This window comes from Nocardioides sp. (assembly GCF_035576065.1).
Classification (GTDB): Bacteria; Actinomycetota; Actinomycetes; order Propionibacteriales; family Nocardioidaceae; genus Nocardioides.
Genome location: NZ_DATLWX010000050.1, coordinates 1 through 12,830, shown reverse-complemented (window position 1 = coordinate 12,830; position 12,830 = coordinate 1). Strand labels below are relative to the sequence as shown.

Annotated in this window: 13 protein-coding genes and 1 pseudogene; 10 read left to right on the top strand and 4 right to left on the bottom strand. The window is 70.6% G+C overall.

Going from position 1 to position 12,830, the window contains the following annotated elements; genetic code table 11:
- The first annotated feature begins 88 nt into the window (after positions 1–88).
- The 6 genes from VNJ48_RS22320 to VNJ48_RS22295 all read left to right on the top strand — a co-directional run bounded on the left by VNJ48_RS22320 (position 89) and on the right by VNJ48_RS22295 (position 5,182).
- Positions 89–637 carry a DinB family protein gene (locus tag VNJ48_RS22320; protein ID WP_325605997.1) on the top strand — a complete coding sequence of 183 codons (549 nt, stop codon included), beginning with the start codon at positions 89–91 and terminating at the stop codon, positions 635–637.
- Positions 638–747: 110 nt separating this feature from the next.
- Positions 748–1,647, top strand: a complete 900-nt coding sequence (locus VNJ48_RS22315) for a hypothetical protein (RefSeq protein WP_325605996.1) — start codon at positions 748–750, stop codon at positions 1,645–1,647.
- 48 nt (positions 1,648–1,695) lie between these two features.
- Positions 1,696–2,622, top strand: a complete 927-nt coding sequence (gene dapD / locus VNJ48_RS22310; RefSeq protein WP_325605995.1) for a 2,3,4,5-tetrahydropyridine-2,6-dicarboxylate N-succinyltransferase — start codon at positions 1,696–1,698, stop codon at positions 2,620–2,622.
- A 3-nt stretch (positions 2,623–2,625) separates the two neighbouring features.
- A complete protein-coding gene (locus tag VNJ48_RS22305; protein WP_325605994.1) occupies positions 2,626–3,621 on the top strand; it encodes a hypothetical protein in 996 nt (331 codons plus the stop codon).
- 75 nt (positions 3,622–3,696) lie between these two features.
- The gene (locus VNJ48_RS22300) at positions 3,697–3,939 is read left to right on the top strand and encodes a hypothetical protein (RefSeq protein WP_325605993.1); all 243 of its coding nucleotides are present in this window, start codon (positions 3,697–3,699) and stop codon (positions 3,937–3,939) included.
- A gap of 10 nt (positions 3,940–3,949) precedes the next feature.
- Positions 3,950–5,182, top strand: coding sequence for a hypothetical protein (locus VNJ48_RS22295; protein ID WP_325605992.1), 1,233 nt, complete (start codon positions 3,950–3,952; stop codon positions 5,180–5,182).
- Between the two features lie 22 nt (positions 5,183–5,204).
- Here the strand turns inward: VNJ48_RS22295 and dapC are convergent, their stop codons facing one another.
- Together dapC and fdxA are read right to left on the bottom strand one after the other, a co-directional pair.
- Complete coding sequence (gene dapC, locus VNJ48_RS22290; RefSeq protein ID WP_325605991.1) at positions 5,205–6,344, bottom strand: succinyldiaminopimelate transaminase; 1,140 nt, start codon at positions 6,342–6,344, stop codon at positions 5,205–5,207.
- The gene (gene fdxA, locus VNJ48_RS22285; protein ID WP_325605990.1) at positions 6,341–6,667 is read right to left on the bottom strand and encodes a ferredoxin; all 327 of its coding nucleotides are present in this window, start codon (positions 6,665–6,667) and stop codon (positions 6,341–6,343) included. The genes dapC and fdxA overlap by 4 nt, the downstream gene beginning before the upstream one ends.
- Positions 6,668–6,721: 54 nt before the next feature.
- Here fdxA and VNJ48_RS22280 point away from each other — a divergent pair, with 54 nt between their 5' ends.
- Positions 6,722–7,624 (top strand): GNAT family N-acetyltransferase, encoded by a 903-nt coding sequence (locus VNJ48_RS22280; protein ID WP_325605989.1) that lies wholly within the window; start codon positions 6,722–6,724, stop codon positions 7,622–7,624.
- Positions 7,625–7,636: 12 nt separating this feature from the next.
- Here VNJ48_RS22280 and VNJ48_RS22275 read toward each other — a convergent pair whose 3' ends face one another.
- On the bottom strand, positions 7,637–8,146 hold the full coding sequence (locus VNJ48_RS22275) for a carbonic anhydrase (protein ID WP_325605988.1): 510 nt from the start codon (positions 8,144–8,146) through the stop codon (positions 7,637–7,639).
- Positions 8,143–8,829 carry a DJ-1/PfpI family protein gene (locus VNJ48_RS22270; RefSeq protein ID WP_325605987.1) on the bottom strand — a complete coding sequence of 229 codons (687 nt, stop codon included), beginning with the start codon at positions 8,827–8,829 and terminating at the stop codon, positions 8,143–8,145. Before VNJ48_RS22270 ends, VNJ48_RS22275 begins: the two co-directional genes overlap by 4 nt.
- 106 nt (positions 8,830–8,935) lie before the next feature.
- Here VNJ48_RS22270 and VNJ48_RS22265 point away from each other — a divergent pair, with 106 nt between their 5' ends.
- The 3 genes and pseudogenes from VNJ48_RS22265 to VNJ48_RS22255 all read left to right on the top strand — a co-directional run.
- Complete coding sequence (locus VNJ48_RS22265) at positions 8,936–9,916, top strand: GlxA family transcriptional regulator (RefSeq protein WP_325605986.1); 981 nt, start codon at positions 8,936–8,938, stop codon at positions 9,914–9,916.
- 218 nt (positions 9,917–10,134) lie between these two features.
- Entirely contained in the window at positions 10,135–11,406 is a 1,272-nt protein-coding gene (aspS, locus tag VNJ48_RS22260) for an aspartate--tRNA(Asn) ligase (protein ID WP_325605985.1), read from the top strand.
- Positions 11,407–11,810: 404 nt separating this feature from the next.
- Positions 11,811–12,830: pseudogene (locus VNJ48_RS22255) on the top strand (ISL3 family transposase); the annotation flags it as partial.

The window sequence follows — 12,830 nt, the reverse complement described above, 5'->3', positions numbered from 1 at the left end:
GACGCCTTGTCGAGGATCGTACGGCGCCCGCGCGCGGCAGCGCGAATCAGTTGACCTTCAGCCGCCGCAGACGTGATTGGCTGGGGGCATGGCACACCCCGGGTACGACGGCAGCTGGCTCCCCCGCGACCAGGACCCCCGCGCCAAAGCGGGACCGGTGCGCGGTGAGCGGGACACCTTGGTCGGCTACCTCGAGGTGTACCGCACCACCCTTGAGCTGAAGTGCCAGGAGCTGACACCCGCCCAGCTCGGGACCCGGTCCGTGCCGCCGTCCAACATGTCGCTGCTCGGGATGGTCCGCCACATGGCACGGGTCGAGCAGAGCTGGTTCCGGCGCGTGATCGAGGAGCGGATGGACATCCCCCGGATGTTCCAGGACGAGGCCCTCGACGCCGGCTTCACCTGGGAGGGCGAGACCGACGATGCGCTGGTCGAGGAGGCCTGGGCGCTGTGGCGCGAGGAGGTCGCCTACGCGCGCGAGGTCCTGGACCGCACCGATCTCGACAAGATTGTCGACGTCCACGGTGAGCCCACCGAGGTCCGCGACATCATCGTGCACATGGTCGAGGAGTACGCCCGACACTGCGGCCACGCCGACCTGATCCGCGAGTGCATCGACGGGCGGGCGGGACAGTGAAGGGCCTCGCAGCGTTGGTCGCCATCCTTCTGTCGTGCGCGGGTCCTGCCGCGGCCACGCCCGCACCAGTCGGGGCCGCCGCGACGCCTCGAAGCACGATGGCAAATCAGATGGCCGATCAGGTGGTCGGAGACGGTACGCCGACCGGCTGCACGTCGGCCGCGGTCGTGCGCGCGGTCCGGCGCGGTGGGGTGATCCGCTTCGCCTGCGGGCCCGACCCGGTCACCATCGTCATGCAGCAGACCGCGGAGGTGCTCAACACGAGCGAACGCGTGGTCATCGACGGTGGTGGGCTCGTGACCCTCAGCGGTGGCGGCAAGCGGCGGATCCTGCGCCAGGACACGTGTGACGAGACGCTGATCTGGACCACCGACCACTGCGACGACCAAGCGACTCCACGGCTCGTGATCAAGAACATCACGCTGCGTGACGGCTACGCGTCCTCCTCCGACCTCGCCGACGGCAGCGGCGGCGCCGTGTCCGTGCGCGGCGGGCGCCTGCGGATCGTCAACGCCGACTTCGTCGACAACCGCTGCACCGCGACCGGACCCGACGTCGGCGGCGCCGCGGTCCGGGTCCTCGACCAGAGCCGCGACCGACCGGTCGTCGTCCGGCGCAGCACCTTCACGGGCGGCGTCTGCAGCAACGGCGGCGCCCTGTCCTCGATCGGGGTGTCGTGGCGGATCGTCGACAGCACCTTCACCGACAACCGCGCGATCGGTCGCGGCGCCAACCCGGCGCAGGCCGGCACGCCCGGCGGCGGGAGCGGCGGCGCGATCTACGCCGACGGCAACACCTTCCACATCCGGTTGATGGGCTCGACGATCGTGGGCAACAGCGCGAAGGAGGGCGGCGGCGCCGTCTTCTTCGTCAGCAACGACCGCACCGGCACCTTGTCGGTCGACTCCTCGGTGCTGGAGCGCAACCCGAGCCTGGGCTTCGAGAACTTCCCCGGCATCTTCTTCCTCGGCAGAGGTCGGCCCACCTTCACCGACTCGGTCGTGCGCTGAGCAGGAGCTGCGGCGGCCCGCGCGAGGCCAGTCCGTAGGCTTGGCGGCGTGACTCCTGCCTGCGGCTACGGCCTTGCCACCCTCGACGCCAACGACACCGTCCTGGACGTGTGGTTCCCCTCCCCGGCGCTCGGCCAGCACGACGGCAGCCAGGCTCCCGCGTCGCTGACCGCCCTGGCCGGCGAGGACGAGCTCCGCGGCGTACGCCGAGAAGTGCGCCTGGTGGAGATCGAGGACCTCGACGCGGCGCCGGTCGACACGGCCGATGTCTGGCTCCGTCTGCACCTGTTGTCCACGCGACTGGTGGTGCCCAACTCGATCAACCTGGACGGCGTCTTCGGCCTCCTCACCAACGTGGTGTGGACCAGCGCCGGCCCCTGCGCGGTCGACGGCTTCGAGCTCACCCGGGCTCGACTCAAGGCGGCCGGCCACCACCTGACGGTCTTCAGTGTGGACAAGTTCCCGCGGATGGTCGACTACGTGGTGCCCAGCGGCGTGCGGATCGCCGACGCCGACCGCGTGCGCCTCGGCGCCCACGTCGCCAGCGGCACCACGGTCATGCACGAGGGCTTCATCAACTTCAATGCCGGGACCTTGGGCACGTCGATGGTCGAGGGCCGCATCGTGGCCGGGGTCGTCGTGGGCGACGGGTCCGACATCGGAGCCGGCGCCTCCATCATGGGCACGCTGTCCGGTGGGGGCACCGAACGGGTCAGCATCGGCAAGGGGTGCCTGCTCGGTGCCAACGCCGGCATCGGGATCGCGCTCGGCAACGACTGCGTGGTCGAGGCGGGGCTCTACGTCACTGCCGGCACCAAGGTGACGCTGCCCGATGGCACGGTGGTGAAGGCGAAGGAGCTCTCCGGCGCCGACAACGTCCTCTTCATCCGCAACAGCCAGACGGGCGCAGTCGAGGCGCGCGACCGGGTCGGCACCGGCATCACGCTCAACGCTGCTCTGCACAGCAACAGCTGAGCCGTGGCTGGACAACGCGGCACGAGACCGCGACTCACGACGGCCGGGAAGCTGGTGGGCGTCGGCCTGGCGGCCGCGCTGGTCTTCGTGGCCGGGCGGGCCCTGGTCGAGGGCGACGTCGGGCCCCTGTCGCGACCCAGTGGGTGCACGGCCGAGGTGGCGGGCGTGCGGGTCGAGCTCTCGCAGGAGCAGGCGGAGAACGCCGCCCTGATCACCGCCATCGCGGTCCAGCGAGGCCTGCCGGCCCGCGCCGCGAGCATCGCCCTGGCGACGGCCTACCAGGAGTCGGACATCCTCAACCTCGACTACGGCGACCGCGACTCGGTCGGGCTGTTCCAGCAGCGACCGTCCCAGGGGTGGGGCACGGTCGAGCAGATCCGGGACCCGACCTACTCCACCCACGCGTTCTACGACGCGCTGGCAGAGATCGGCGGCTACGAGACGATGGCGATCACCGAGGCGGCCCAGGCCGTGCAGCGGTCCGCCTACCCCGACGCCTACGCCGACCACGAGGAAGACGCCCGTGCTCTCGCCTCCGCACTCACCGGCAACAGCCCCCGCGCCTTCTGGTGCGAGACGAGCGGGGACGCGGATGAGTCCAGCGACGGTCTCGACGACGCCGGGCTGGTGAAGCGGGCGGCAGTCGTGCGCGAGGAGCTCGACTCGGTCTTCGGCAGCCTGTCGCTCGGTGGCTTCCAACCAGGCGGTGTCTCGAGTGGCCACATGTCGGGCTCGGCGCACTACGAGGGACGGGCGATCGACGTCTTCGTGCGCCCGATCAACGCCGAGAACCGCAAGCGTGGCTGGGCGATCGCGTCCTACCTGGTGGCACAGTCCGATCGCCTCTCGATCAACACCATCATCTTCGACGACCGCATCTGGCACGCCGGGTCGCGCTCCGATGATGGCTGGACGAACTACGACGTGCCCTCCTCCTCCGGTGGCGACCGGGCGATCCTCGAGCACCGCGATCACGTCCACGTCGATGTCGCCGACTGAGCCGACTGAGCGCTGTCGTCGCCTACGATCGCTGCACCCGCACCGTCGCGCACGACCTCAACCAGGAGGCACCCCATGGCCGGTTTCGCTGCTGTCGTCTACACGATCGGCACCGCTCTGCGGCGTGCCCAGGACGAGGGCATGGGGGTCGAGATCCTCGTCGGCGGCGAGTGGCTCGTCGGACAGGTCAGCGCCGCCGACGGGCAGGGTGTGATGCTCCGTGGCGAGAGCGGCGACCTCTCGATCGTCCGGCTGGCCGGCGTCGACGCGGTGAGGGTCAGCGATGCCGTCGCCTTCGAAGGCCGGCCGCAGGACTAGGAGGCGCGTCGTGGCCCTCAGAGCCGCCGTGGCCTCGCTCGTCACGCTCTCCGTGCTGATGGTGTCGGTGTTGATCCAGCCAGCGCTTCCCTCGAGCGCCGCCACGGGACCGTGCGCGGCCCCCACGATCAGCGGGACGCCGGCCGATGACGTCCTGCTGGGGACGCCGGGCGCCGACGTCATCGACGGGCTCGACGGCGACGACGAGATCGACGGTCTCGGCGGTGACGACGTCATCTGCGGGTCTGCCGGGGCAGACAGCCTCGATGGTGGCGAGGGATCTGACCGGCTTCACGGCGGCACCGACAGCAAAGTGGCCATCAGGCCCCCCGCCTTCGACTTCGTCGGCGACACCCTCACCGGCGGCCCGGGCGACGACCTGCTGGACCCCGGTGCCGACCCTCGCGCCGGCGGCTCCAACGACGTGCTGTCCTTCCGCGGCTCGACAGCCGGTGTGGTCCTGGACTTGCCCGGCGGCGCGGCCGTCGGCGAGGGGACCGACCAGGTGGTGGGCGAGGTACTCCGGGTCCTTGCCAGCGACCACGACGACGTCCTTGTCGGCACCGACGAGGACCAGCAGCTCTTCGGCTTCGGGGGCGGCGACCACATCGATGGGGGCGGCGGAGACGACTACATCGGCGGCGCGGACAACGCCGGACTCCTGTCGGACACCGTCGGCAACGTGCTGCTGGGCGGTCCTGGGAGCGACAGCCTCCATGGTTCTGACGGCGACGACGTCGCTCGCGGCGGGCCCGGGCAGGACCAACTCAACGGCGGGGGCGGCCTCGACCAGCTGGGGGGCGGCCCGAGCCAGGACACGGTCAGCGACACGGCGCTGTCCGGCAAGGGACAGGTCGTCTCGGGCGGGGCCGGTCGGGACCAGCTCTACCTCTACTTCGGTCACGACGGTCAGCGGCTGCTGCGCAACGTCGTCGCCCACGTGGACCTGGGCGCGGGGACCGCACGCGCCAAGGCGGGAAGCGTCACGGTGCGCCTCCGCGTGCCCGGGTTCGAGCACATCAACGCCACTGACGGCAAGCGGTGGTTCGTCCGCGGCACCAACGGCCCGGACACCATCTACACCCACAACTACCTGCCGATCGTCGCGCAGGGCCTCGGCGGCAACGACACCTTTGCCGGCTCCTTGCGCGCCGACGTCCTGGACGGGGGGCCGGGTCGCGACCGGGCGTACGGCCAGCCGGACAGGGATGACCGCTACATCTCGGTCGAACAGGTCCCGTGACCGGCCCGTCCTGGCCGCCGAGTCAGCTGGGCAGGCGCTCGACCGCTGCCGTCACGCGCTCGTCGCTGGCGGTGAACGCCACCCGGACGTGCCGGCGGCCCGCCGCGCCGTAGAACTCCCCCGGCGCGACGAGGATCCCGAGGTCGGCGAACCACTGGACCGTGTCCCAGCACGCCTCGTCCCGGGTCGCCCACAGGTAGAGCGAGCCCTCGGAGTGGTCGATGGTGAAGCCGGCGCCCTCGAGCGCCGTCCGGAGCCGGGCCCGGCGTGCGGCGTACGTCGCATGCTGCTCCACGACGTGCGCGTCATCCTCCAGCGCGGCGATCATCGCCCGCTGCTGAGGTGCGGGCATCTGCAGGCCGAGGTTCTTGCGTACGGCGAGCAGCTCACCGACGAGGGCGGGGTCGCCGGCGACGAACGCGCAGCGGTAGCCCGCGAGGTTGGAGCGCTTGGAGAGCGAGTGGACACTCAGGATCCCCTCGTGGGAGCCCCCGCAGACATCGGGGTGCAGCACGCTGATGGGCCCGGAACCAGGCGCAGCGTCCCAGGCGAGCTCGAGGTAGCACTCGTCCGAGACCAGGATCGTGCCGCGCTCGCGGCACCAGTCGACGACCTTGCGCAGGTGGTCGATCGGGAGCACCCGACCGGTCGGGTTGGAGGGCGAGTTGAGCCACAGCAGCTTGGGTGTCTCGGGGCCGAAGGACGTCAGCGAGTCGGTGGCCATCGCCCGTGCGCCGGCCAGGGCCGCGCCCACCTCGTAGGTGGGATAGGCGAGGGCGGGGTAGCCGATCAGGTCACCGGCGCCGACGCCGAGGTGCAGGGCCATCGAGGCGATGAGCTCCTTGGAGCCGATGACCGGCAGCACGCCGTCCAGACCGAGGCCGGTGACGCCGAAGCGGCGCGCCAACCAGTCGATCGCCGCCTGACGCGTCGCCTCAAGACCGAGGGTCGTGGGATAACCGGGCGCGTCCGCCGCCGCGCACAGGGCGGCCTGGACGACCTCGGGGGTCGGGTCGACGGGAGTGCCGACCGAGAGGTCGACGATGCCATCAGGGTGCGCGCGCGCCGTGGCGGCGTGGGCCGTGAGCTTGTCCCACGGGAAGTCGGGCAGTCGGGTCGAGACCGACGGTGCCGATTGAGCGCTGGCGCGCTCAGGTTTCACTCCGCGTGCTCTTGGGGAGGCAGCGCAGCGACGATCGGGTGGTCCTTGTCGATCTCACCCATCTTGGCGGCGCCCCCGGGAGAACCCAGGTCGGTGAAGAAGTCCACGTTGGCCGTGTAGTACTCCTTCCACTCCTCCGGCGTGTCGTCCTCGTAGAAGATCGCCTCGACGGGGCACACCGGCTCGCAGGCGCCGCAGTCGACGCACTCGTCGGGGTGGATGTAGAGCATGCGCTTGCCCTCGTAGATGCAGTCGACCGGACACTCGTCGACGCACGCGCGGTCCTTGAGGTCGACGCACGGCTGGGCGATGACGTAGGTCACCGGTTCCTCCTACAGGGGCACGGGGTGGGACGCAGGCAACCTTAGTATCCCGTCATGACCGACGCGCCGGAACCCCCGACCGTGGGACGGCACGCCCTCGGCCCGCACGTCGTCGGCCAGCGGGTCGTGGTCCGTCACCTCCTGCCCGACGGTCGGGCGACCGACGTGCTGGGCATCTGCACGTCATGGGGGGCGGACACCGTGGTGATCCGCTCCGACCGCGGCCCGGTCGAGGTGGCGATCGCCGACATCGTCACCGGCAAGCCCGTCCCCCCGCGCCCGTCGGTGCGCCACCGCGTCTCCGCCCATGACGTCGAGATGCACGTCGCCTCGATCTGGCCGGAGCTCACCACGCAGCCCCTGGGCGGCTGGGTGCTGCGGACCGCACCTCCGCTCGGTGGGCGGCTGCGGCGGCGGGGCAACTCGGCGCTGGCGATGGCCGACCCCGGGGTGCCGTTGGCGAATGCGGCCCAGCAGGTCCGGTCCTTCTACGCCGAGCTCGGTCAGACCCCGATGATCCAGGTGGAGGCCGACGGCGACATCGAGGCCGCCCTCGCGCCGCTCGGGTTCACCCCGCTGGGCAGCGGCGACGCGCACTGCCAGCTCGCCTCGGTCTCCCGCGCCCTGCGCGCCGCCGGTCCCGCTCCCGGGGAGGGCCGCCTCACGGAGTCCGAGGGGCGCTGCCTGGTGGAGTACGCCGACGGCCCGGTCGTCGTGGCCCGCGGGGAGGCCGCCCTCGACGGCGACTGGCTCGGCCTCCACGCACTCTTCGTCGAGCCGTCGCGCCGTCGTCAGGGGCTGGGGACGAAGGTGATCGCAGACCTCCTGGACTGGGGAGCGGCGCTGGGCGCGACCACCGCGTGGCTGCACGTCGAGACCGACAACGACGCCGGTATCGCGGCCTACGAGCGGCTCGGGTTCGTGACCCACCACACGAACCGATACCTGGTGGGCTGAGCCCAGCACGCATCACTCGAGTCGATGGACCGTGCCGGACCCCACGTCGAAGAGCAGGCCGATCACCGGGGTCGTACCGACCAGCGCTCGAAGGGCAGCGACGTCGTGCCGCAGGCTGAGCGCCGGGTCGATGACCGGGACTTCCGCGAGGCCGTCGGCTGTCGTGCCGAGGTAGTCGGCGAGCAGGCCGCGATGCTCCGGGCCGCCGAGCCGGGACATTCCGCAGTCGGTGTGGTGCATCACGATGATCTCGACGCCGCCGCTCAGCTGCTCGACCGCAGCGACCGCCGACAGGACGAGCAGGCTGCGCACGACGTCACCGGTGACGCGTCCCCCGGGGTTGCGCAGCACGACGGCGTCGTTCGGCTCGAGTCCGAGCACGTGGGCCGGGTCGACGCGATGGTCGGCGCAGGTGAGCACGACGGCCTTCAGCGCTGGCTCGGTGGAGTGGCTCAGCAGGCGGAGCCGCTCCGAGCGCTGTGAGCTGCGGACCATGAGCTCGTCACTCGCGAGGAGGCTCATCGGGCGGTCGCCTCGAGAGGCAGGGTTGCCGCGCTCAGACGCTCCATCATCGGGCCCTCCTCGATGGCGAGCAACAGCTCCTTCTCCTCGTCCGACACCTCTGAGAGAGAGGCCCGGGCGAAGTCGGGTGGCTCCGGGAAGTACTCGATGCCGAGCTGGACCAGGCGCGCGACGTCCTCACCCGCGATCAGGGCGGCCAGGAAGAGAGCCGCGTCGATGCTGGCTGAGACCCCAGCGCCGGTGATCACCGACCCGTCACGGTGGAACCGCTCGGGGACCACCTCGACGCCGTACGACGCGATCCGCTCGCGCCAGCCCCAGTTGGTCGTGACACTCACGCCACCGTCGAGCACGCCTGCCGCTGCCAGCAGCCCGACCCCGTTGCAGATCCCGACCGTCCAGGTCGCCGTCGCATGCACCTGCGCGATCCACGAGCAGATCGCCGGGTCCGCCATCGTGGCCACCACCCCGGGGCCACCGGGGACGTAGAGGATGTCCGTCGAGGACACCTCATCCAGGCTCCGGTAGGCCAGCAGGCCCAGGCGCCGTGTGTCCGCGGCGACGACTCCGGGTGTGGCGGCGACGAACTCCACCTCCACGCCCGGCACGTTGGCCAACACCTCGTAGCCGCCGACCACGTCGAGCGCGGTGAACCCGTCAAACAGCAGGATCGTCAATCTCATCTGGTCTCCTCGGTCTCCACCGGCGAGTGCCGGTTCTTCATGCTCTCCGGCGGCGACAGGTCTCCGCTAGTGGCGCAATTGCCATGTTTCGAGGTAATTTCGCCACATGCCACGGTCGGCGACCCGTATCGGGGTCCTGCTCTACGACGGATGCTTGGCGTCCGAGGGCCTCGGCCTCGTCGACGTGCTGGCCGTCGCCAACCGGGTCGCCTTCCACACCGGGCAACCGGAACCGTTCCGGACCTCGATCCACGCCGCCCGGCCCGGTCAGGTGCGCGCGGCCAACGGCGTCGAAGTCCGAGCACGACGGATCGACTACGCCCTCGACCTGCTCGTGGTCCCCGGCTTCGACCTCGATCCCGGCCAGGACCTCGACCATCGCCTGCTGGAGCGGTCGGCAGACGTCAAGCTCCTCCAGCGTGTGGCGGTCAGCGGCATCCCCATCGCCGGTGTCTGCGTCGGGGCTTTCCTCCTCGGTGCTGCCGGACTGCTGGACGGTCGACGAGCCACCACGTCGTGGCTCTTCGCAGACGACCTCGCTCGGCGTCATCCGGAAGCGACGGTCGATCCTCGGGCCATGCTCGTCGAGGACGGCCCGATCACGACGACCGGCGCCTTCAGCGCGTCGGTGGACCTCGCCCTGCACCTGGTCCGGCTGCACGCGGGAGAGGCGGTCGCGCGCCCCACCTCGAACATCACCCTGACGAAGCAAGGCCGTTCGTCGCAGTCCCCGTACGTCGACGACACGCTCCACCAGCGAGTGAGGCGCGACTTCTCCACCGAGGTGCGGCGCCATCTCGTGGACCACATGGCGGAGCGCTACGACCTGCCGGCACTGGCGGCCACGCACCACATGAGCACGCGCACCCTGCTGCGACGCTTCCGCAACGAGACGGGCCAGACCCCGCTGGACTTCCTGCAGTCCGCCCGTGTCGCGAGAGCCCGACAACTGCTCGAGGGCACCGACCTCAGCGTGGCCGAGGTCGCCCGCAGGGTCGGCTACGCGGACACGAGCACCTTCCGCCGGCTCTTCACCGGCGCGGTCTCGATGACTCCCTCCCACTACCGCCGGACGTTCGCCGGCTGATCGCGCCGTCCGGGCCGACAACCGACTTGCCTTCGCGTCCTGCCGACGTCACCATGGGACGCGTCGACCGAGGGGACTGACAACCCCCGCACCACTTCGGTCGTCCGTGCGTCCGGCGTGACCGACGAGAGGCCGGCGAACAGAGCCGGCAAAGGTGTGGTGGCACCGCGACCTTGCCCCCGTCCACACCTCCAGGGCCACGCCAACTGGAGGTCGTCATGAGATCACTCTGTTCATCCCTGCCCACCGCCGAGCCCGGCTCGGTCATCACCCTCGAGGGCTGGGTGCACCGGCGCCGCGAGCTCGCGCGCATCACCTTCCTCGTCGTCCGCGACCGCACGGGCCTCGCCCAGGTCGTGCTGCCGGCCGGCACCGAGGTGCCGCCGGAGGAGACGACTGTGCGTGTCGTCGGTACGGCGACCGCCAACCCACAGGCGCCGGGCGGCGTCGAGCTCACCGAGGCGACGATCGAGGCCCTCACCGAGCCGGCCGTGACGCCGGCCGCTGAGCTGTGGCGGCCCGCCCTCGACGTCTCCCTGCCTACGCTGCTCGACCACGCCCCCGTGCTCTGGCGTCACCCGGCGCAGCGGGCGAAGTGGGAGCTGGCCGCCGCGTCGCTCCGCGGGTTCCGAGCAACGCTCGACGGTCTTGACTTCACCGAGATCGCGACGCCGAAGTTCGTCGAGTCGGCCACCGAGTCGGGCGCCAACGTCTTTGCCGTCGACTACTTCGGCCGGCCGGCCTACCTCGCGCAGAGCCCGCAGTTCTACAAGCAGCAGCTGGTGGGTGTCTTCGAGCGCGTCTACGAGGTCGGGCCGGTCTTTCGCGCCGAGCCGCACGACACCGTCCGCCATCTCGCGGAATATCGCTCGCTCGACGTCGAGCTCGGCTTCATCCACGACCACCGCGACGTGCTCGCCGTGCTCCGCGAGGTGCTCGCCGGCATGGTCGCCGCTCTCCATGCGTACGCCGCACCTGCTCTCGAACGCACGGGCGCGGTCGTCCCCGCCGTGCCCGACGAGATCCCGGTCATCCACTTCGCCGACGCCCTCAAGCTGGTCGGCGCTCCCGTCGACGAACCCGACCTCGCACCCGAGCACGAGCGCGCGCTCGGTGCGTGGGCGCTGGCCGAGCACGGCTCGGACTTCCTGGCTGTCGAGGGCTACCCGATGCGCAAGCGGGCGTTCTACACCCACCCGCAGCCGAGCGACCCGCAGTGGTCCAACAGCTTCGACCTGATCTTCCGCGGACTCGAGCTCGTCACGGGCGGCCAACGGTTGCACCGGCCCAGCGACTACGACGCCGCGATCCGCGCCCGCGGCGAGGACCCGGCCGACTACGCGGCATACCTCCAGGCGTTCAAGCACGGTATGCCGCCGCACGGTGGTTTCGCGATCGGGCTGGAGCGCTGGGTGGCGCGTCTCATCGAGGCGACCAACGTCCGGGAGGTCACGTTGTTTCCCCGCGACCTGCACCGGCTGACGCCGTAGCCCCGATGGGATACCGCGGGTGGGTGGAGGCGACACTAGCCGCCAGGCCTGAGCCCCCTTGCGTGCATCCCGAGGCGGACCCGTCGAGGCTTTCGGTCAGTCGCACTCGTTGGCCAATCCCCTGGCTCCAGCTGGTCTAGGACCTTCCGCCTGAACTTCGGCGGGTACCCGCGTGTTCCACGCCGCCTGCTGAAGGCTCGCGTGGCACGAGAATCCACTAGTCCGCATTCGCAAGACCCAGGACACACCATCGCCTTGCTAGCACACCCGCGGGGTAGTCCGTCTTGTCAAAGCGGCTCATCACAGATGACGGTGTAGTGGCTGAGGTGGGGGCGGTGGCTGGGTAGCCGTCGAGGCCTCCCGATGATGGCAGTTCTGACGCTCGCCATCTGGAAGACCTCGACTTGTCTGACGCTACCTTCGCTTGCCCTGATCTGACCAAGTTCTGCCGGCTCGATGAGCTCGGTCTGGAAGTCACAGGCCAACGACTCGATCCCGATCGTGCAGTGCTGGCCTGCCGGATCGTCGAGGCGGACAAGTGGTGCCGACGGTGTGGCGGCGAAGGGTCGCCGCGGGACACGGTGACCCGGGAGTTGGCCCACGAGCCGCTGGGCTGGCGGCCGACAACGTTGCTGGTGACCGTGCGTCGCTACCGGTGCACGGGCTGCGGCCACGTGTGGCGCCAAAGACACCAGCAGCGCGGCTGCGCCGCGGGCGAAGCTGTCGCGCCGGGGGCTGCGGTGGGCCCTCGAGGCGATCGTGTGTCAGCACTTGACGGTGGCCCGGGTTGCCGAAGGGCTCGGGGTCGCGTGGAACACCGCCAACGACGCGGTCCTGGCCGAAGGCAGAAGGGTCTTGATCGACGATCCTGCCCGGTTCGACGGCGTCACCGCCATCGGTGTCGACGAGCATGTGTGGCGCCACACGCGGCGCGGCGACAAGTACGTCACCGTGATCATCGACCTCACCGGGATTCGTGACGGCACCGGCCCAGCGCGGCTGCTGGACATGGTCGAGGGTCGCTCCAAGCAAGCGTTCAAGACTTGGCTCGCCGAACGTGAGCAGTCCTGGCGCGACGCCGTCGAGGTGGTCGCGATGGTCGGGTTCACCGGCTTCAAGACCGCCACCACCGAAGAGCTCCCCGACGCGGTCGCGGTCATGGATCCCTTCCACGTCGTACGGCTGGCCGGCGACGCCCTGGACCGCTGCCGACGACGGGTCCAGCAAGCCATCCACGGAAGCCGCGGCCGCAAGGACGACCCCCTTTACCGAGCACGACGGATCCTGCACACCGGCGCAGACCTGCTCACCGACAAGCAGAAGACGCGCCTGGAAGCCCTGTTCGCCACCGACGATCACGCTGAAGTCGAGGTGACCTGGTGGATCTACCAACGGATGGTCGCCGCCTACCGACACCCCGACCG